The following is a 20,379-nucleotide window of genomic DNA, read 5'->3' as shown; positions in this document are numbered from 1 at the left end:
GTCGCCACCGAGATCGAACTGATCCGCTCGACGGAAAGCGAGAAGGGCCAGCAGATCGACAACGTGGCGGCGTTCCAAGCCAACCGCAATTCCGCTGTTCTCCCTCTCCCGCTGGCGGGAGAGGGGCGGGGTGAGGGTGGCAGCCTGAAGCCGCTGCAGGCGACGGCGCGGGAGCGGCGGAATGTGTTTGCTTCGCTGATGGAAGCGGTGAAGACGCATTCGCTGGGTCAGATCAGCCATGCGCTGTATGAGGTGGGTGGGGAGTACAGACGGAATATGTAGCCGCACTGCATCTCCTTGAGCAGTATTCGTCAGTCTGCAGCGCCGGGATTTCGTCTGGCGGAGCGGCGATATGGTGACCCCTTTTCCCTCAGAACCCCGCAGGCAACCCGCCTTCGATATTGGTGAAGGTGCATGCGGTGAATTGCGTTGGCTGCACGTCCTGGGCGTAGGGACCCACGCTGAACTCCCCGTCCGTCAGTGGCGTGACCAAGGCCGTCCCCGAGAAGCTGGAGTTGAGGTAGCGCATCAGGGTGGCGTGACGGTGGGCGTAGAACATGTAGCGGGTGAGGGTGAACCTGGAGTTGCGGATTGTGTTGGCGCCGGCGTCGGATTGGACGTCGTATTCGTTGAAGTCCAGCCCGACATAGGCGTTGTTGACGGTGGCGTTGTCGATCACGTTGTTGTTGCCCGGGTGCCCCGGCGGATTGGGGCCGCTGTCGCCATCTTCGGTGGTGTCGTTGAAACTGATCGCGGTGCAGACGTTCTCGATCTGGGTGTTGATGAACTGGTTGTCGCTGGCGCCGTCGCGGATCGAGATGCCGTTGCCATCGCCACAATCATCCCAGCCGGTGTGGGTGCCATAGGCCTTGTTGTCGCGGAAGGTGTTGAAGCGCACGCCGCGATGGCGGACGACGAAGCCCTCGCCGAGGTTGTAGGCTACGTTGTTGCGGAACAGGTTGCGTTCGGGATCGACGATCGGGAAGGGCTTCCCCTGGTCGACGACCTGTTCGGCATTGCTCTTGATGCTGAAGCCGTGGCCGGAATGCGACAGGCCGGGTTTGCGGTTGGCGAGCGAGTTCTGGACGATGTTGTCGTTGCCGGTCACCATCACGTAGTAGTCGGTGGCGGCGTAGCCGGTGTTCTCGTTGCAATAGACCTTGACGTTGTCGGCCAGATTGCCGTCGCCATTCAAGGTCAAGCCTTCGGCCGCGGCATTGACGATCAGCGCATTGCGCACGGTCACGCCATTCGAATACTGGGTCCCCATCGAGCCCAGGCTGATGCCGATGCCGGAATAATCGTCGCTCACGTTGCCGGTAGTGGAGACGTTGACATTGGTCAGCAGGTGGTGTTCGACGAACGACTGGCTGCTGTTGCCTGCAATGACGCCGTACGCGTAGCGCATGACGCTGATGTTCTGCAGGGTGATGTCCTTGCGCCCGCGCAGGTTGATGCCGATGCCTTGATTGCGGTTGCCGCCATCCAGCAGGGGCATGTCGGCGGGATTGAACGGGGCAAACGGATTGGGCGAATTGGCAAGGATCGGCGGCTGGTCACCCGGGGTGGTCTTGTAGCCGATCAGGGTGATGCCATCCTTTTCGAACACGACGTTCTCATTGGAATACAACCCGGCCTTGACGTAGATCGTGGCGCCTGCGGGGGCACGGCTCGCGGCACTGACCGCATAGGTGATCGTGCGCCAAGGGCTGGTCAGGGTGCCGAGGCCGCTGTCCGAGCCGGTGGGGGCGACGTAATACGCGGTGGAGGGCGCGCTGGTGACGGTCAAGGTCGCCGGATTGCTGGTGGCGCTGCCAGCACGGTTACGGACGATGCTGCGGTACTGCGAGCCGTTGCTGCTGGCGCTGACGGCGGTCAGCGTCAGGGTGGGTGACGATGCTCCCTGAAGATTGGCCCATGCCGCATTGGGGCCGTTGCGTTTCTGCCAGCGGTAGGTGAGGGGTGTCGTGCCGTTGGCCTGCACCGTGAAGGTGGCGGTAGCACCGACGGCGACGGTCACGCTGGCGGGGTGCGCGGTGATGGTCGGGGGCGTCGGTCGCGCCCAGGGGCTCGTCGCGGCGTCGTTCTCGCCGTTGGTCGGGCACCCACACAGGGACAGGATCAGGCTCAGGAGTGCAAGAAAGCGGAAACTCTGCAACCAACGACTGGACGTCATGACGCCTCCGGGGGGAAAGGGTCTGCGGTTGGATTTCGGGATGAAGGTGGGCTTGCTGCCGGTGGCGCGGGTCTGCCCAGGATTGGGGTCTGTGGCCCCTGAGGGTGCCCCAATCCAGATGCCGTGGTGATGACATCTGGTCATGCCGGTATACACCGCATAAGGGGGGACCATTCCGTGGGCCCGGACAAATTGAGTGACGAAGCGTCTCCCGCTTACCCGGCCCGCGAAATGTCGACCCCTTGTGCGCCTATTCCGGGTTCCGTATGCGTGGCATCTGCGGTGCTCAGGATGCGATCCCGCCCGGATTGCTTGGCCCGGTACAGCGCCGCATCGGCTGCACGCAACTGCTGGGCCGGATTGCTGTTGGGTGCATCGGCAATGCCGGCGCTGATCGTGAACTCCGGCAGGCCGGCATGGTTGCAGGCCATCGGCAATTCCGACCGGCAGCGTTGCAGCATCGCCGTCGCGGCACCGATGTCCAGGCCTGGCAGGATCAACAGGAACTCCTCGCCGCCATAACGGCACAGCAGGTCATCGTGGCGAATGCATCCGCGCAGCACGTCCACCAGCAGTTTCAGCGCCCTGTCGCCGACCTCGTGGCCGTGCCCGTCGTTGATCTTCTTGAAGAAATCGATGTCGATCATGGCCAGCACGTAGCCATCCTGGTGCTGCATGAGTTCCGACATCCGGGCTTCGCCGCTGCGTCGGTTGGCCGCACCGGTGAGCGGATCGGTGGCGGCCTCGCGTGCCGACGCCGAGATCGAGCGCACCACCGACAAGCGTGCGCCAACGTGATGTGCAGCCGTGTTGAGCGATTGCAGCAAGCGATACAGGTCGGCATCCCCGGCGGGCCCCAGCCCGCGCAGGATGCCCACGCCCGTTCCTGAAACCGTGATGGGCGTGCAGGCAGCGGCGCAATTGCTGTCCATCGGCCCACGCATGCCCTGGCAGGCGCTCAGGATCAGACTGTCCTCGAACACCGTTCCCATGCCGCGTCGGACCGCAGGGCAATCGGACGGGCGTTCGATGAAGCAGCGCCCCGCGTCACTGGACCAGCCTTCGCGTAGATCATGCCGCATGGGCGACTCGCGGGTTTCCGCCAGCAGCAGTTGGGCCGGTGCGCCATCGGTTGCAAGGGTCATGGCCTGGCGGGCGATGCGCATGACCGAATCCTCGTCCTCGGCCATGTCCAGCGCGGCGGTCAGGCGCACGTTCAGGTCATGCGCCCGCAAGCGCTCGTGCAGGGTGGCATTCTCACGGTCCATGGCTTCGCGCGCATTCATCGCCTCGCGCCGCATCGAGGCATACAGGAGCGCCAGCACAGGAGCCACCAGGACAAGCAACAGGCCTGCGTCCATCGCCATCCGCCAAGGCAGGGCCACGTTGGCCATCGACGGGACCACCAAGGCGCGTACCAAGGCAAACATCACCGCAACCATGGCCAGGATCAGCCAAAACCGTCGATCAAGGTGAATTGTTTGCGGACTGGCGGGTGTGGCGGGCGCGGCTGCGCTGGCAAGGCCCTGAGTCGCGATGTCGAGCTTGTTCACAAGGGTTCCTCGCCATTCTGCGGTGATCGGTGTCCTGACCCTGTCCGACATTTCCCTGGCCGGTGTGCAGTGTAGAAACCAGCGAAATTTCCCGATTTCGCACCCTGCTCGCCGAGGGCAGGCGGGCTTGATGCGCGATCCCCTTGGAGACTGGATGCGTACTTCTGGCAATCATTTGATTCAGATCAAAAAAATATCACCGCACGGATTTCCCAGCGATTCCTACGCGGTGTTTCCATGCCGCCCAAGGAGCGGACCTGCCGGTTGTGCTTACATTGCAGATGTTTCAACGAGACTGGTTCCATGCCCAGCAAACAATCAACTGACAACTACCGCGCCGCCGCGCTCAAGCGCGCCGCCGCGCGCAAACCCGGCGCGACCACCCTGGTGATGCTGGGCACCGGCATGCCGCGCCCGGATCCGTCCTGCTTCGGGCCGGCAACGGCGGTGGTCTTCGACGGCCGCGTGTTCCTGTTCGATGCCGGCGCCGGGGTGATGCGGCGGATGGCGGCGGCGGGGTTGTCGATTCGCGGGCCGGAGGCGGTCTTCCTCACCCATCTACACAGCGACCACACCCTCGGCTACCCCGATCTGATCCTGACCACCTGGGTGATGGGCCGGCGCGAGAAATTGCAGGCCTACGGGCCGCGCGGCCTGAAGAAGATGACCAAACACATCCTCGCTGCCTGGGACGAGGACATCCACGTCCGCATCGATGGATTGGAGCGACAGACCACCACCGGTTACAAGGTGGACGTGCATGAATTCGATGCCGGCGTCGTGTATGACAAGGACGGCGTGCGCATAACCGCGATTCCGGTCGAGCACGGCTGCTGGAAGCAGGCGTTCGGGTTCCGCATCGACACCCCGGACCGCTCGATCGTGATTTCCGGCGACACCCGGCCCACCGAAGCCATCGTCGAGGCCAGCCGTGGCGTGGATACCCTCGTCCACGAGGTCTATCCGCACACCCAGGCCCTGCCGGAGCTGCGCATCGGCGGCGAAGTCTGGCCCACCTATATGGGCGATTTCCACACCTCCGACCTCGAACTGGGCGTGATCGCCGCGCTGGCCAAACCCAAACGGCTGGTGCTGCACCACATCGTCCGCCACGGCAGTGATGACGACGAACTGCTGGCTGGCGTCCGCGCCGGCGGCTACAAGGGCCCGGTGATCGTGGCGCAGGACCTGGATCGGTTCTGAATTCCCGTCGGTTCGATGCCGAACCCGAACCCGCTTTCGAACCTCCGGATGGAATTCCCTTGGATGTCGGCAATCCAAGACACGCGGGGGATGCCCAATTATGATCCGGGCATGCGGTCGATCCGGATCCTTGCATGGCTGTGGTTGCTGCTGGCGCCAGTGGCGGCCAGCTGTCAGGTCGTGAGTGCACGCTGGATGGCTTTGCATGACAATGCAGTCGGGCGCGGTGTCATGGCCGCCGCGCAGACGCCGGATGGTTACCTCTGGGTGGGCACCACTGAGGGACTGAAGCGATTCGATGGACTCGAGTGGCGTGGTCTTGGCGAAAGCGGCGATGACAGGCGATCCGTGAGTGACCTGCTGGTCGATCCGCAAGGTCGATTGTGGGGCGCGAGCAATGATGCACTGCTCAGGCTTGAAGCCGGGCGAGTGGTCGAAATCTCCAGGATCGGAATGCCGGGAGCATCGATCAAGCGCCTGCGCTGGATCCACGGCGCGCTGTATCTCGCGACCACGGTCGGGATCTACCGGTACAGTGCGGATCGTGGTCTGGTCCTGTTGTCTGGCAGCGGCAATATGGGCTTTTTCGATGTGGCGCCCGACCCCGGAGGTGCCGGCCTGTTGGCGGGTGCATTCGACGGACTGCACCGATGGAACGGGAAGGCCTGGCAGCACGAACCCGGCAGTACCCCCAACCCGTTGGTCATAGCCATGGCGCGTGACGCAGGCGGTCGGCTCTGGCTTGGCGGCTACACCATGCGCCCGTTGCTTGCGAATGGGCTCGAGGGCCCCGCGGAAGGTCCGGCGCAACGCATCCGTCGGGTTGCGGTGCTCAGCAATGGCGAACTTTGGGTCGGAACCAACTCGGACGGCTTGTATATCCGTGATTCGCAGGGGCGATGGCGGCGCGGAGACCGTCACCTTCGCGGTGAATCGATCAACGCCATCTTCGAGGACAACGAACGCAATGTCTGGGTTTCTACGACCGGATCGGGCCTGCATCGCTTTGCGTTGATCGGCAACGAAGTCACCGACTTCGATGATGGCTTGCCCACCAAGTTGCTGGCGTCGGTTGCCAGTGACGGGGAAGGCGGGTTCTGGTTGGCGACCTACGGCAGTGGCCTCGTGCATGTGAACGGGTTGCGCGAAGTGCGTCGAGTGGAGACGCCGTGTGGCGACATGCTCCTCAGCCTTGCCTGGCAGCCCTTCGACACGCTGTGGTTGGGTGGTGAGGGCGGACTGTGTCGGTTGCGTGGGGGGCGGGTGGAAAAACTGCCGGGGCTCGTTGGTGTGATGTCACTGGCGATGGGCCATGACGGTGGGTTGTGGGTGTTCAACCGATCGGAAGTGCGGCTGATGCGGGACGGGCGGACAATTTCGCGCATCCCGCGTCCAGATGACGGGGATGGGGCGATCATGTTTGGTATGCAGGACGCCGGGGACGGGGGGGTCTGGCTGGCGAGTGGCAGTGGCGTAGCCCGCGTCGGTCCCTGGGGCTGGCGTGATGTCGATCGGCATGGCGAGGTCGAGGCGCTGCTGGCATCCGAGGCAAGCCATGCCTGGTTGCTGCAGCGCGGGCAACTCGTTCTTCTGGAGGCAGATGGAACACGCCATGCTATTCCGTCAATGCCCGGCACCTGGTTGCTCTGGATCGATGCTGCCGGTGACCTGTGGCAAATCGGACGATCTGGTGCAGCTCGCACGAATGCGCGCGCCTTGCGCGCGGCATTGGAATCCGGACGCGCGCCGCCCCGCTGGGAGTCGTTCGACGAGGCCGATGGACATGGAGCTGTCCAGCCGAGTGGTGTTGGCCCGCCTTCCATCGTTGCCCTGCCCGAAGGACAGGTCGCTTATGTTGCCCTGGGACAGCTGCGTGTTGGCAGCCTCTCGCCTCCTGGCAGGCCGTACTCGATTGTGCATGTCGATGTGGTTGCGGTTTCAGCGCCCGGGTTGCCGACGGTGGCGGATGGACAACAGTTGCCACCAGGACAGCGCTCGCTCCAGATCCGATACACCGCCGCCAACCTGCGCGAACCGCAGGCCCTGCGCTTCCGATACCGGCTGCTGCCGGCCGATACGGCATGGTCGGCATGGACTGGGGAGCGCAGCCTGAACCTGGCCCAGTTGCCTTCGGGCCGCCATGTGTTCGAAGTCCAGGCGTGGCTGCCCGGCAGAGAGGTGTCGGCGCCAGCGCGATTCAGGTTCACGATCCTCCCGTTCTGGTACGAAACTTGGTGGGCGCGAATTCTCGGTGTGGTCGTGCTGATGGTGCTTGCGACCTTGGCGACCCTGCTTGCGTTGCGAGTGCGGATGCGTCGCCTGATCGAGCACAAGCACGAGCTGGAACAACAGGTCGAAGAACGCACCCGAAAGCTGGAGAAAGCCAACCGGCAATTGGAGGAGTTGGCGAATACCGATGCGCTGACCGGGCTTGCCAACCGCCGGGTATTCATGGAGGCCAGCGACCAGGAATGGCGGCGCATGCGCAGGGAGGGGGGTTCTCTTGCGCTGCTGATGATCGATATCGACCATTTCAAGGCCTACAACGACGGCTATGGCCATGCCGCGGGCGACGGGGTCCTGCGGCGCGTTGCAGGAGCCTTGGCCGCCAGCGTGCAACGGCCCGGTGAACTGGTGGCCCGCTACGGCGGTGAAGAGTTCGTGGCACTGCTGCCGAACGCAGGGCGCAAGGAAGCCAGCGTGGTCGGTGAGAGGATGCGGGAAAACGTGGCCGCGCTGGCGATTGCACACGCAGGAAATGACGGCTTTCGCGTGGTCACCGTCAGCGTGGGGGCAGCGACTTCCATGCCGGCTGATGGTTCGATCGACGCTGTTCAGGCGCGTGCGGACGCCGCCCTCTACGCGGCCAAATCTTCGGGCCGCAATCGTGTCCATCTGGACAACAACACCTGAACCCTCCGGTGCATGCCCGGACGCAGCTCACGCGGATCAATCACGTCGGTGATCGATCCACGGCCGACCATCCACGGTCGGCAGGCAACGCCGACTAAATTCAGCGTTTCCCCGATTTCCGGAACGTGGGTGCTTCACTGCCACAATGTCGCCGGGTCGCATGGCCTGGCGAGTGGCGGACGAAGCGTCCTGACCATACAGGCCAGTGATCCCCCATGACTGTATTCGTGTCTGCAGCCGGTGGCGACGTCGACCCCGTGGGGTCGATGGCCGGAGCGCTCTTGGACGCGAGGAACGGCATCGCAACGCCCGTCCAGGCGGGTCGTCCGGGACGAAGACGCTGGCCGGATTGGCGCCATCGCAGGGCAACGCTTTGCCAGTGCTGTCGCCGGTGCATGAACCTCGGCTTCAGAGTTGCAGTGGAAGGCGCCACGGGCCGACCGGCATCCTTGTTGCCAGCAGATCAAAACAGGTACGTTATGCCTACCGGCAATGCGAAGCTCAGGTTGGATACATGAAGAAAACGATCGTCGGCCTGATCACGCCGCATATCCTGCGGATCGTTGACCTTGCCCAGAATGCCGAGGCGGGCATCAACGTCGACTGGCACGTGAAGGATGCGGTCGCCAAGACGTTTGACGACTTGGGGCACATGTTCAATGCCCACGATCTGCTGGAGGCTTATATCCAAAGCCTGGAGCTGGGTGCCAAAGAGGCGGGGCCGGCCCGCAGCTACTATGCCCGCGTGCTGCAGGCGGCGGCCAGCCAAGCCGACCGCATGCTCAAGGAGCGCGGCTGATGGCCGCTATCCCCGGCAAGGATTTGGTGTAGCATCGGGCCATTGCAGTCGTCACGAGCTTTCTCCGAGCGCCTCCGACCGAGTCGGGCCCTTTGTGACCTTGCCCCGTTGGAGTGCGCCCGGAATCTTTGGGGATGGGCAGTCGTACGCGGGGGAAACGACCATGGTGATTCAGGATGTCATCTGGACGATTGCGCTGTGCGGTATCGCGATCGTCTCATTGGTGTTCCTGTACATCCTTGCCGGTACCGGCAAGGCGGCCGACGAGGCAGCCAAGTCAGCCGCAGCGCGAACAGCGCGCAAGATCCAGGGCGGATTGTTCATCATCCTGCTGCTGGGCTTCGTGTTCGGAACCTGGGCAACCCTGCACCAATTCCCGATCCCGAGGCAGGATGCAAGCCTGCAGGCCGACCAGGTGGTCGACGTCACCGCGCGGATGTGGAGCTGGAAGTTCCAACCATCGTCGGTGGAAGCGGGCAAGACCGTCGAATTCCGCGTCACCAGCGCCGATGTCAACCATGGCTTCGCGCTGTATTCGCCCGATGGTCGCATCGTCGTCCAGACCCAAGCGATGCCGGAATACACGAACCGGGTCCTGTACCGGTTCGAGCAACCGGGGACCTATGTCGTGCAGTGCCTTGAGTACTGCGGGATTGGCCACGCGCCGATGAAAGCCACCTTCGTGGTGGCCGCGCCGAAGGGAGAATGACGATGGCCTCGCTCACCCTGTACCCGGATGATGAACGCTTGACCGGCGGCACGCGCACCGCGTTCAACCTCTACCTGATTACGTCGATCCTGTTGTTCGTGGTCATCATGAGCGCCGGCCTCGCCATGCGCTTGACCCAGGCAACCTGGCTCAAGGTGCCGCCCAACCTGTTCTACGAACTGCTCTCGTTGCACGGTGCGGGCATGCTGGGGACGATGTCACTGGCGGCCACGGCAGCGATGTGGTTTTTCTTGCGCAAGTACGTGCGCCTGCGCATGTGGGCCTTCATGGCCAACTACGTGCTATTCATGCTCGGCGTGGTGTCGATCCTGTTGTCGATTTTCGTCGGCCACTACGGGGCGCTGTGGACCTTCCTGTATCCGCTGACCGTGCAGGGCATGGGGCTGTGGTCGCCCCATGCATCGGCACTGTTCATGCTGGGCTACCTGTTCATCGGTGTTGGGCAGTTGCTGTTCTACCTCGACGCGGCCTCAGGGATCATCGCGAAGTACGGCAACCTCGCGCGTGCGATGGGGATGCAGTGGCTGTTCGGTGGCACCGTCGATCCGGACCATCCCAAGGCGGTCGTGGCTGGCTCGGGCGTGCTGATCGCCAACTCGATCGGGATCCTGACCGGGTCAGTGGCTTTGGTGATGAGCCTGGTCAATGCCTTCTATCCGGAGTTCAAGCTCGACCCGTTGGTGATCAAGAACCTCATCTACTGGTTTGGCCACATGTATGCGAATGCAACGATCTACATGGCGGTGATCGCCGTCTATGAACTGTTGCCGCGCTACACCCACAAGCCCTACGGCATCGGCAGGCCGTTCCTGTGGTCATGGACGGTGGCGACGGTGGCGGTGATCATCGTGTTCCCGCACCACCTGCTGATGGATTTCGCTCAGCCGCGCTGGGTCTCGGTCATCGGGCAGGTCGCGTCCTGGGCCGGTGGATTCCCGGTGTTCCTGGTCACTGTTTTCGGTGCACTGGCGAACCTGCACCGTTCGCAGATCCGCTGGACCATGCCATCTCGCCTGCTGGTGCTGGCGATGTTCGGGTGGGCGGCGGGCATCATCCCGGCGATCCTCGATGGCACGATCCGGGTGAACCTCGTGATGCACAACACCCAGTGGGTGCCCGGACATTTCCACTTCTACATGCTGCTTGGCGCGATGTCGATCGTGCTGGGGCTGATGTTCCACGTCATCGGCAGCAACCGCGACGCGCCTCCCAATTCCAGCGTCGACCGGATGGTCTTTCCGGTGTATTTCGTCGGCGGCTTGGTGTTCGTGTTCGGGTTCCTCGCGGCCGGCCATGCCAGCGTGCCGCGGCGCATGGCCCAGCACATGGTGGAGGCGTGGACGTCCACCGACAGGATCGGGGCTGTAGGTGGCAGCCTGGTCGTGCTGGCGATGCTCTATTTCGCGGTACGCCTGATCCTGGGGTTGCTGGCGACCCCATCGGCCGGTTCGGGGAATGTCGCGACCACGAACCCTGCTGGCTAGCTTGGTGATCGCCGTGGCCGGCGTTGCGACGCTGGCCGCAGCCACCGATGGGCTGCAGGCATTCACCAGTGAATCCGCGCTGCGCGCCAGCGTGGTCCGGAAGCCACGACCGTTGCCGGATGCGCCACTGGAAACCGCGCAGGGAACTTGGATCGATGCCTCCGACTTGCGTGGCCGATGGTTGTTGGTCGATTTCGTCTACACCCGCTGCAGCACCTATTGCATGGTGCAGGGCGGCACGTTCGCCCGCCTCCAGCGCGACCTGGCGACACCGATTGCGCAGGGGCGGGTGGTCCTGGTCAGTCTGAGCTTCGATCCTGCGCATGACGGTCCGGCGCAGTTGTCGGATTACCGACAACGCATGGGTGGTCGGTCGGAGGGATGGATCGTGGCGCGGCCGCGGGCAGGCGATGACCTGAAGGCCTGGTTGCGAACGTTTGGGGTCGTCGTTGTCCCTGATGGTTTGGGCGGATTCGTGCACAACGCCGCGATCAACGTGGTCGATCCCGAAGGGCGGTTGGTCGCGGTGACCGACTGGCAATCACCGGAACAGGCGCTGGCGATCCTGCAACACGGCCTTGCCAGATGACCAACTCGGCGCGGCGCTACCTGTGGATAAGCTTGGGATTGTGGGGTGTGCTTGCCCTGCCGCCCCTGCGGCACGGGCTGGAGTCGACGATGGCAGCGCAGATGCTGCTGCAGATGCCGTTGCTTGCACTGGCAGGCTATTGGCTCGGCAAGGCCGTTCCTGCAAGGGCCGAAGCGATCCTGATGCCCTGGGACCGCTGGGGGCTGAGTGGCTTGCTGCTGGCGTCGATGGCGTCGATGCCATGGATGCTTCCACGCGCGATCGACGCGGCGTTGCAACAGCCTTGGGTTGAACTGGCGAAGTTCGCCAGCCTGCCTTTGCTGGTCGGGCTGCCGGTCGCGCTGAGTTGGCCGCGCGCCGGCTTTGTGCTGCGCGGCGTGTTCCTGCTCGAGATTGCGGCAACTGCGTTCCGGCTCGGCTGGCTGTACTTGGCATCACCGGTGCAGGTGTGCAGCAATTACCTGGTCGACGACCAGCAGCAAACCGGTCGCTGGCTGTTTGCGGTCGGCGCGGCGATCAACCTGGTGTTGGTGTGGAAGCTGGTGTTCGGACGACTGCGCGTCCCGGGATAGGGCCGAACCCGTGGGGGGCGATTCTAGTGATGCACGTCGAGTGATGCACGGGAGCTGCCCCAAGGGGCCGCCGATCTCAACCGGATGGATCGTTCGGGATCCGAGTCACGCGCCGGCGATACTCACTCACGTTATCGCCCTTGATGCGCTTGTCCCGCGTGCCGGTGATCTCGTCGATCTTGATGTCCTTCTCCTCGCCTTCGACCAGCTTGGACTCAACCGCGGTCTCGTGCTCGAAGCTGTGCGACTTGTCGGTGTTGCGGTAATAGCGGTACATGGCCCAATAGAAGCCGGCACCACCGGCTGGGCCGAGCAGGAGCATGAAGAGTCCACCGTCGTCGCTCATGGTCAGGTCATCATCCAGATTACGAAGGATTCGATGAAGGTGCCGATGGTCAGTGCGACCAGCAACAGCTTCCACTGCTGGATCGGGATGCTGCCCATGGTCTCGCCGGTGCGGCCGTTGACCGCGATGTAGTGCAACATGCCGCCATTGGAGCCGGGCTGGTGGTAGGAATACAGCCACACCGGCAGGTACATCGACACCCAGCGCGAGCCGTGCACCTTGATGCGCTCGCTTTCCCAGCGCACGCCGCGATCGTACATGTGCACGGAGAGTTCGACTTCACTGCGGCCGATCGACAGCAGCTGGTCCTCCAGGTTCGGCCGCAGTTGATCGACGCTCAGATCACGCTTTTCGGAGCTGAAGCCCGCCAAGTAGGACGCGTTCCACTTCGCCGCGTTCTTGGTGTCGAACGGTTGGATCGTGTTGATGATGTTATTGGTGTTGGCGCGGGTGTCGAGGTTGCCGCGGTTGGCGGAGGATTCCAGCGGCAGGTCGTCCACGGTGAAATCCACGTGCCGTTCCACCTGGTAGATGTCGGCGTCGTAATAGGTCTTCCGGTCGTTGCCAGAGCCGCGTGTGTATTCGCGGGTCTTGATCTCGCCTTGGCCGTAAACGTCGACGCTGGCCTTGCTGTCGACGATCATGTACGGCAGGTAGACGCCGATGACGTTCTCCGGCTTGAATTGCTGCTTGAAGGCCTTGAGTGCGAAAAACTGACGCTTGCCGACGAACTGGCGGATGCGGGCGACCGCGTCGTCCTTCTTGATGTGGAAGGGCAGTACCGCATCGGGCACCGCACCGTTGGCGATCTGTTCGTTGACGCCCAGCACGTGTCGGCACCAGTGGCAGCGCGCGGTCATCGCATTCTCGGTATTGACCGTCACTTCGGCGCCGCAGCCGGTGCACTTGAAGGACATCAGTGCCGACACATCGGCGTCGATGTCCTTGGCGCCTGAGGCGACGACCGTGCCTTCGAGCTGGTCCAGACCCTCACCGAGGCCGAACTCCTCCTCGACCCGCTGGGCTTCCCACTCATGGCGGCAGAACAGGCAGATCAGCTTGTCGGTGCCGGGGCGCTGCTTGATGTCCGTGGAGCCGCATTTCGGACAGAGGTTGAGCCCGTCCTTGAGCTCTTCTGCCGAGGTGTCGATCGCGACCGGGTCCGGTGCCTTCAGTTCGTCGCGGAGTGGCCCGGGGAGGGTGTCCGGATCGATCGGGAAGCTGCCAGGTTGCGGCGGCACGTCACGTGGCGAACCCGGACCGGTGGGCAACGGTGGCGGGGTTCCACTGCCGCTGGGCGGCAGTGGAGGTGGTGTGTTGGCGCTGGACATGCGTCAATTGCCCCTTGACTGGATCAAAGGCCCAGTGCCTTGGCTTTCATTGCATCGTAGTCGGCCTGGGTGATCAGGCCGAGGTCGAGCATCTCCTTGGCCTTCTTCAGCTTGGCGATCGGGTCCTCTGCTGCCGGCGCGGCGGCAACCGCCGCAGCGGCGACCGGTTGCTGCAGGCCTCCCAACCCGATGGCGCCGCCCGCGATGCCCAGCCCCATCAGCCCTGCTGCACCACCGGTTTCACCGGCTGCCTGGAAGCCTTGTGCAACGCTGGCCTGCAGGTTGGAGTTGCCGCGTGCACCCGCCAGCGCATCGGCGCGCTGCACGGTCTTGAGCAGTTCCTTGGTGTTGGCGTCGTATTCGATCGAGATGATCGTGGTCTTGACGATTTCAAGCCCGCGGTCGCTCCGCCACTGATACCCGCCCTCGACGGCATCCGACAGGCTCTTGGCGAAGCCCAGCGAGTCCTGCTGGATCTTGCTGATGCGATTGCCCTTGGTTGGATCGTTGGTGTAGGCACTGAAGGCCGGTGCGAGCGAGCCCACCACCTCGTTGAAAAGTTGGCTGGCGGCGGCATTGTCGAGGTCGGTGAAATCGAAGATCTGCCCGGGCTGCAGGTAGGTGGCCGGAACGAAGTTCTTCACGAAGCGGATCGGATCGACGATTCGCATCGTGTAGGAGCCACGGGTGACTGCGCCGACCTGGGTGCGCAGGAAGCCGTCGTCCCAGTAGATTTCGGACTGGGTGCCGAAACGGTTGTCCGGCAGTTCCTTGAGGGAAACGAAGATGGCGATCTGCTGTGCACCCGGCTGGCCGCCGAACTTGAAGCGCTCCCAGCTCTGCATGACCAGCGAATCGACGATGCCACCGCCGGAGAAGATCGATTTCGAATTGATGTCGTTCGAGTTCCACTCGTAGGCCCCGGCCTCGGCGGCGAAGCCGGTGATCTTGCCGTCCTGGAAGGTCAGCAGACCGTAGCCCTCGGGGACGAGGATCTTCGACCCGTTGGTGATGATGTTCGAGGATCCGTGCGTGTTGGACCCGCGCCCGGCATTGGTGCCGCGTGGTACTGCGCTGAACAGCGCTGCCGTTGCCGGCAGGTCATCCGGGACCGTGAGGAAGTCCTTCCATTGGTCGCCCAGCATCCCGCCAATCGCACCTTTCGCCGCTTGAATCAAACCCATGACCGCTCTCCAAATTCCAAGGCCGGTGACGTACCGACCGTGCAGTGAGAAATACCACATATTCCGGCACTGGGGCAGCTGCCGGCGCGCGTGTCGAAAATCCTTGCCTGCGTGTCTGCTCCAGCCGTGCCCAAGCCCTGTCTGGAATTCGACGTTCCAGATCGTTCATGTACAACGCAGCACGGGGATTGGGCCGGACATGCGTTCAGTGTCAAGATCGAAGGGGGGGTCGTCGCTTGCCGGTGCGTTGCTGCGAGGTTCCGGCTGCGATGCGCCCGCATCGACAGGCAAACGCTTATGCTGGCGCAAATCCAGCTCGAACTGCCCATGTCCCACGACCGCATGACCCTGGCCCGCAGCCTGCTCGGCCTGCTTGATCTCACCAGCCTCGGCGAGGACGATTCGCCCGCCCGCATCGAGGCACTGTGCGCGCGCGCCGCGTCGCCGCAGGGCAAGGTGGCCGCGGTGTGCGTCTATCCCGAGCACGTCACCACCGCGCGGAGGTCGTTGGCAGGCAGCGGGATACAGGTCGCCAGCGTGGTCAATTTCCCGGATGGCGGCGAGGATCCCGGGCGCATTGAACGTGAAACCCGACGTGCGATCGCCGCCGGTGCCGGTGAAATCGACATGGTGCTTGCATGGCGCGCCCTGCAGCGCGGGGACACCGCGTCCGCCCGCGCCGGCGTGGATGCCTGCCGCGCCGCCTGCGGGTCAGGCATCGTGCTCAAACTGATCCTGGAAACCGGTGAACTGAGGGCGCCGGACCTGATCCGGGCCGGCGCCGAGCTCGGTCTCGATGCCGGGGTGGACTTCCTCAAGACCTCGACCGGCAAGGTGCCGATCAACGCGACCCTCGATGCTGCGGCCATCCTCCTCGACGCCATCGCCGCGCGTGGGGGCAGCTGCGGTTTCAAGGCTGCCGGCGGCGTGCGCAGCGTTGACGAGGCGGCGGCCTATGTCGCCTTGGCCGAGCGCCGGCTCGGCACCGACTGGGTAACTCCGGCGCACTTCCGGATCGGCGCCAGCGCGCTGCTGGATGCGATCTGGTCGGAACTCGAAGGCTAGGCGATGGCGCGCGCAATCTGGTTGGTCCTGGATTCCCTTGGCATCGGCAATGCGCCGGACGCCGAGGCCTATGGTGATGCCGGCGCCGACACCTTTGGCCACATCGCCGCCGCCAGCGCCGCCGCGCCGCGCGGGCCGCTGCGGCTGCCGACCCTGACCCGGCTCGGCCTGCCGCAGGCGCACGCACTGGCCACCGGAACCGTCGCCGCCGGATTCGCGCACCTGCCCGTACCGGACGGGCTGTGGGGTTGCATGGCCGAACGCGCCTGCGGCAAGGACACGCCCTCGGGCCACTGGGAAACGGCGGGCGTGGTGCTGGAGCAACCGTTCGGGCTGTTCGAGGCGCGCGAAGGCAGCTTCCCACCGGACGTGCTCGAGGCGTTGGTGCGTGAGGCGGGCCTGCCGGGCGTGCTCGGCAACTGCCATGCCTCGGGCACCGAAATCATCCAACGGCTTGGCGGTGCGCACATCGAAACCGGCAAGCCCATCGTCTACACTTCGGCCGATTCGGTGTTCCAGATCGCCGCCCACGAACAGCATTTCGGTCTCGACCGGCTGTATGCACTGTGTCTTCTCGCGCGTCGGCTGCTTGCGCCCTGGAACATCGGCCGGGTGATCGCGCGGCCGTTCGTCGGCACCCCCGACACCGGCTTCAGCCGCACCGGCAACCGCCACGATTACGCGCTGGAACCGCCGGGTACGACCCTGCTCGATGCCGTCTGCGCAGCCGGCGGTGCGGTCCACGCGGTGGGCAAGATCAGCGACATTTTCGCTGCGCGCGGGGTGAGCCACAAATGCTTGGCAAGTGGTCACGACGCGCTGTTCGAGGCGACGCTCGATGCACTGGCGAAGGCCGGCGACGGCGACCTGATCGCCACCAACTTCGTCGATTTCGACAGCGTGTACGGCCATCGCCGCGATCCGCTGGGCTACGGCGCGGCGCTGGAGCACCTCGATGCGCGCCTGCCGTCGCTGCTGGCGGCAATGCGTCCGGGCGACCTGCTGGCGTTGAGCGCCGACCATGGCTGCGATCCCACCTGGCCCGGCAGCGACCACACCCGCGAGCAGGTGCCGCTGCTGGTGCATGGCCCTGGATTGCAATCGCGGGCACTGGGCCAGCGGACGAGTTTTGCCGACCTCGGCCAGGGCCTGGCCACCCACCTTGGCCTGCCGCCGCTGGCGGCCGGCCGCTGCTTCCTGACGGAGTGACCTGATGTCCACCCCGCACATCGACGCCGGACCGGGCGCCATCGCCGAGACCGTCCTGCTGCCGGGCGACCCGCTGCGTGCGCGTTTCATCGCCCAAACGGTGCTGGACGATCCGTTGCAGGTGACCGCACGCCGCAACATGCTTGGCTTCACCGGGCGCTGGCAGGGACGGCCGGTGACGGTGATGGGCGGCGGCATGGGCATCCCCTCGACCGCGATCTACGTCACCGAGCTGGCGCGGGTGTATGGGGTTCGCCGGATCATTCGCATCGGCACCTGCGGCGGGCTGGGCGAGGCCAACTTGGGCGACGTGCTGCTGGCGCAGTCGGCCAGCACCGATTCTCGCTTCAACCGGATGCAGTTCGGCGATCACGACCTGTCTGTCTGTGCCGATTTCGGCTTGCTGCGCGCCGCGGTCGATGCCGCGGTGGTGCAGGGCGTGCCGGTGCGGGTGGCGCCGGTGTTCAGCAGCGACTGCTTCTACGACGGCGATCCACAGCTGCTCGATCGCCTGCGCCGCCACCGCATCGCCGGGATCGAAATGGAAGCCGCCGGACTGTATGGCCTGGCGATGCGTGAAGGGTTCCGTGCGCTGGCCATCCTGACTGTCAGCGACCACATCGACCGTGGCGAGCAGATGCCGGCCGACCAGCGTGAACAGGGACTGGAGCGGATGGCGCGGCTTGCGCTGGCGTGCACGGAAGGCGCGGACTGACGGCAGCTGCGGTTTGCTTGCATGCACGCACTGCCGTGGGTGAGGATCGGGGTTCCACATTCGCCCATGGAGGGCCTCTCGATGGACACTTGGCTGACCAGCCTGCGTACCGACACCCCGCAGGCCGGCTTTGAATTGGCGATCAAATTGGCGCGCATGGGTGTCAAGTACACCCAACCGTCCGCTGAGGCGCGCGACCGCCTGCGCCCAGCCTATGCAGAAGACGCGAATGCGCTGATTGCCTCCTCGCAGGTGGTGGCCATCAACTTCCAGACGATCGCGTCCGCCAACGATTACTGGCGCAGTGCCTGAAGAAAGCCCATGGTGGCGTGACCCACGTCAATGCAGTGGCCGACGGCGTGCGTAGCATGGCGGCGTCCATTGCACACAGGAGTCACCGGCATGTCCATGCAACTCGATCCGGAACCCAACGTCCACGTGTTCGACGCCCGCGGCATCGCCCGCCGGTTCCGGCACTCGGCGATCTTCGGTGCGCTGGGCGCGCTGCGCAATGGCGAGACCATGCGCTTCGTCAACGACCACGATCCGATCCCGTTGCTGCGTCAACTTGACGAACGATTTGGCGAGCACCTGACCGTCACCTATCGTCAACGCGAACAAAGCGGCGTGGTGATCGATTTCGGCATCACCGGCCTGCCGGAAGAGTAAGCGATGACCTTTCCCGCGTTTTTCGACCAAGCCCCGAAAGTCCAGGTCCACGATCCGCTGTCCGAATTCCTTGGCGCCGCCGAGGGCGGGCTGATCGAATACGGCTATGCCGACGCGGTGCGGCTGGCCGGGCATTCCTGCCCGACCGTGGCCGGCGCGTACCTGATGGCCCGTGCCGGCTTGCGCGCGTTGTTCCCCGATGGTCCGGCCGAGCGCGGCGGGGTGGCGGTGACGATGAGTTCGGCGGAACGCGAGGGCACCACCGGCGTGATCGCGCAGGTGTTCACCCTGCTGACCGGCGCGGCCGCGGGCAACGGTTTCCACGGCATCGGCGGCAACTTCGTGCGCAGCGGCCTGCTGGGCTACGGCGGCGGCAATCCGGATTGCATCGCCACGTTCCAGCGCACTGACACCCACGCGGGCGTGCGGCTGGCGCTGGATGTCACCAATGTCCCGCCGTCGCCGCAGATGCGGATGCTGATGGGCCAGGCGATGGCGCCCGACGCCAGCGCCGAGGTCCGGCGTGCGTTCGGCGAGGTCTGGCAGGAACGCGTGCGCCGGTTGCTGCTGGAGCACGCGGACGATCCGGCGGTGATCCTGGTCCAGGCGATCTGAGCGACGCGTCCAGACGGATCGGGTCCACGCTGATTGCTGGCTCTGGCGCTCAGCGTCGAATCGCCAGCACGCCATCCAGCGCCGGTTCGGCTTTGAATCCAGCAGTTTCCAGCCGCCGCGCCACCTCACGCGGCACGTCGCGGCCCGAGGTCAGGCGATTGGGGCTGCCGGTGTAATGGAACAGGCGGCCGCCGTGGCGCAGCACCCGCGCCAACTGCTGGTAGAACGCCAGCGAATACAGTTCGCCGGCGATGCCGAAACGCGGTGGATCGTGCAGCGCGGCGTCGAAGCTGGCGTCGGGCTGATGGAGGATCGCCTGCATGACATCCGCGTGCGCCAGCGCCAGCCGACCACCGCTGGCCTCCGGATCCGGTGACCACGGATTGAGCCAGCGCAGCCACAACACGTCGTCGTTTTTTTCAAACGAGTGGATGCGCGCCGCGCCGGCATCAAGGCAACAGGCGGCGAAATAGCCCAGCCCGCCGCAGGTGTCCAGCACCGCCTTGCCGCCGGGCTGGACCAGGGCCACCTTGCGCCGCGCATCGTCCAACGGCGATTCGCGCGCGGTCGGCAGCATCTTGATGCCGTCGATCTCGAAGGTGGGCACGCCCCATTCGGTCGGGACCAGCTTGATCAACTGGCCGCTGTAGCGTGACACCGGCGCATAGCCATCACCATCCCACCAGTACAAGGTGCGCGCCTTGAGTGCTGCAGGGTAAGGGAAGCGCGTACCGTTCCAGCGCCATCCGTCGGCGTCGAGCGCAGCGGTGCCGGTGCTGCGGCCGAGATCGAGCGAGCCCTGCCACAGCGCATCGCCCCGCGCCCGCGCGGCGGCCAGCGCGGCGGCGGTTTCCAGCGTCAGCAGGGGTCCGGCGTCGCGTGGCATGCGCGCCATGATAGCGATGGCGGCGGCGTTGGCCCTGCGCGCGGTTTTGGCGACAATGGGCCGTCTTTCGTCCTTGCGAGCGTCCATGCCGCTGCTTCGCGTTGCGCTGCTGTCCATGCTGATCGGCCTGAGCACGCTGCTGCACGTGCTGCCGATCCTGCTGGTCACCCTGGTCAAGCTGGCGCTGCCATTTCCGCGCCTGCGCTTGGCCTGCAACCCGCTGCTGACCGGTTGCGGCGAGAGCTGGATTGCGGTCAACGGCTGGCTTTGGGACCACTGCACCCGAACCCGCTTGACCGTGGAAGGGGACTTGGACCTGCAGCGCGACGGACATTACCTG

At 64.8% G+C, this 20,379-nt stretch carries 20 protein-coding genes and 1 pseudogene; 15 read left to right on the top strand and 6 right to left on the bottom strand.

Annotation, left to right across the window (positions count from 1 at the left end; translation table 11 throughout):
* The coding region (locus IT472_RS10675; RefSeq protein WP_297181484.1) for a hypothetical protein at nt 1-282 on the top strand (282 nt) is incomplete at its 5' end.
* An 88-nt stretch (nt 283-370) separates the two neighbouring features.
* Here IT472_RS10675 and IT472_RS10670 read toward each other — a convergent pair.
* Entirely contained in the window at nt 371-2,176 is a 1,806-nt protein-coding gene (locus IT472_RS10670) for an immunoglobulin domain-containing protein (RefSeq protein ID WP_297181483.1), read from the bottom strand.
* Nucleotides 2,177-2,391: 215 nt separating this feature from the next.
* A complete protein-coding gene (locus IT472_RS10665; protein ID WP_297181482.1) occupies nt 2,392-3,729 on the bottom strand; it encodes a GGDEF domain-containing protein in 1,338 nt (445 codons plus the stop codon).
* A 303-nt stretch (nt 3,730-4,032) separates the two neighbouring features.
* Between IT472_RS10665 and IT472_RS10660 the strand changes: the two genes are divergently transcribed.
* From IT472_RS10660 to IT472_RS10630, 7 genes are all read left to right on the top strand, one after another.
* On the top strand, nt 4,033-4,932 hold the full coding sequence (locus IT472_RS10660; protein ID WP_297181481.1) for an MBL fold metallo-hydrolase: 900 nt from the start codon (nt 4,033-4,035) through the stop codon (nt 4,930-4,932).
* Between the two features lie 111 nt (nt 4,933-5,043).
* Complete coding sequence (locus IT472_RS10655; RefSeq protein WP_297181480.1) at nt 5,044-7,845, top strand: diguanylate cyclase; 2,802 nt, start codon at nt 5,044-5,046, stop codon at nt 7,843-7,845.
* Between the two features lie 514 nt (nt 7,846-8,359).
* Entirely contained in the window at nt 8,360-8,644 is a 285-nt protein-coding gene (locus IT472_RS10650; protein WP_297181479.1) for a hypothetical protein, read from the top strand.
* 163 nt (nt 8,645-8,807) lie between these two features.
* Nucleotides 8,808-9,353, top strand: coding sequence for a cytochrome oxidase (locus IT472_RS10645; RefSeq protein WP_297181477.1), 546 nt, complete (start codon nt 8,808-8,810; stop codon nt 9,351-9,353).
* A 2-nt stretch (nt 9,354-9,355) separates the two neighbouring features.
* The gene (locus IT472_RS10640; protein ID WP_297181476.1) at nt 9,356-10,858 is read left to right on the top strand and encodes a cbb3-type cytochrome c oxidase subunit I; all 1,503 of its coding nucleotides are present in this window, start codon (nt 9,356-9,358) and stop codon (nt 10,856-10,858) included.
* Complete coding sequence (locus tag IT472_RS10635) at nt 10,830-11,447, top strand: SCO family protein (RefSeq protein WP_297181475.1); 618 nt, start codon at nt 10,830-10,832, stop codon at nt 11,445-11,447. Before IT472_RS10640 ends, IT472_RS10635 begins: the two co-directional genes overlap by 29 nt.
* On the top strand, nt 11,444-12,019 hold the full coding sequence (locus tag IT472_RS10630) for a hypothetical protein (protein WP_297181474.1): 576 nt from the start codon (nt 11,444-11,446) through the stop codon (nt 12,017-12,019). The genes IT472_RS10635 and IT472_RS10630 overlap by 4 nt, the downstream gene beginning before the upstream one ends.
* Before the next feature lie 76 nt (nt 12,020-12,095).
* On the opposite strand, the gene IT472_RS10625 is transcribed toward IT472_RS10630, so the two are convergent.
* From IT472_RS10625 to IT472_RS10615, 3 genes are read right to left on the bottom strand one after another with little or no spacing between them, the layout of a single operon-like run.
* Entirely contained in the window at nt 12,096-12,365 is a 270-nt protein-coding gene (locus IT472_RS10625; RefSeq protein ID WP_297181473.1) for a hypothetical protein, read from the bottom strand.
* Between the two features lie 2 nt (nt 12,366-12,367).
* Nucleotides 12,368-13,696 carry a TFIIB-type zinc ribbon-containing protein gene (locus IT472_RS10620; protein ID WP_297181472.1) on the bottom strand — a complete coding sequence of 443 codons (1,329 nt, stop codon included), beginning with the start codon at nt 13,694-13,696 and terminating at the stop codon, nt 12,368-12,370.
* 23 nt (nt 13,697-13,719) lie between these two features.
* A complete protein-coding gene (locus IT472_RS10615) occupies nt 13,720-14,880 on the bottom strand; it encodes an SPFH domain-containing protein (protein WP_297181471.1) in 1,161 nt (386 codons plus the stop codon).
* Nucleotides 14,881-15,207: 327 nt separating this feature from the next.
* Here IT472_RS10615 and deoC point away from each other — a divergent pair, with 327 nt between their 5' ends.
* The 6 genes from deoC to IT472_RS10585 all read left to right on the top strand — a co-directional run bounded on the left by deoC (nt 15,208) and on the right by IT472_RS10585 (nt 19,153).
* Complete coding sequence (gene deoC / locus IT472_RS10610; RefSeq protein ID WP_297181470.1) at nt 15,208-15,945, top strand: deoxyribose-phosphate aldolase; 738 nt, start codon at nt 15,208-15,210, stop codon at nt 15,943-15,945.
* A 3-nt stretch (nt 15,946-15,948) separates the two neighbouring features.
* Nucleotides 15,949-17,154, top strand: coding sequence for a phosphopentomutase (locus IT472_RS10605; protein WP_297181469.1), 1,206 nt, complete (start codon nt 15,949-15,951; stop codon nt 17,152-17,154).
* Between the two features lie 4 nt (nt 17,155-17,158).
* The gene (gene deoD / locus IT472_RS10600; protein WP_297181468.1) at nt 17,159-17,869 is read left to right on the top strand and encodes a purine-nucleoside phosphorylase; all 711 of its coding nucleotides are present in this window, start codon (nt 17,159-17,161) and stop codon (nt 17,867-17,869) included.
* Between the two features lie 81 nt (nt 17,870-17,950).
* Entirely contained in the window at nt 17,951-18,181 is a 231-nt protein-coding gene (locus tag IT472_RS10595; protein ID WP_297181467.1) for a hexameric tyrosine-coordinated heme protein, read from the top strand.
* A gap of 90 nt (nt 18,182-18,271) precedes the next feature.
* Nucleotides 18,272-18,538: a DUF2249 domain-containing protein gene (locus IT472_RS10590; protein WP_297181466.1), complete on the top strand. Its 267-nt coding sequence runs from the start codon at nt 18,272-18,274 to the stop codon at nt 18,536-18,538.
* 3 nt (nt 18,539-18,541) lie between these two features.
* Nucleotides 18,542-19,153 (top strand): FmdE family protein, encoded by a 612-nt coding sequence (locus IT472_RS10585; RefSeq protein ID WP_297181465.1) that lies wholly within the window; start codon nt 18,542-18,544, stop codon nt 19,151-19,153.
* A 49-nt stretch (nt 19,154-19,202) separates the two neighbouring features.
* Here the strand turns inward: IT472_RS10585 and IT472_RS10580 are convergent, their stop codons facing one another.
* Nucleotides 19,203-20,039, bottom strand: coding sequence for an SAM-dependent methyltransferase (locus IT472_RS10580; RefSeq protein WP_297181464.1), 837 nt, complete (start codon nt 20,037-20,039; stop codon nt 19,203-19,205).
* An 85-nt stretch (nt 20,040-20,124) separates the two neighbouring features.
* On the opposite strand from IT472_RS10580, the pseudogene IT472_RS10575 reads away from it, so the two are divergent.
* Nucleotides 20,125-20,379: pseudogene (locus IT472_RS10575) on the top strand (acyltransferase); the annotation flags it as partial.

Source organism: Thermomonas sp., assembly GCF_020850895.1.
Classification (GTDB): Bacteria; Pseudomonadota; Gammaproteobacteria; order Xanthomonadales; family Xanthomonadaceae; genus Thermomonas.
Note: the sequence above shows the minus strand (reverse complement) of the source record. Positions and strands in the feature narration are given on the sequence as shown.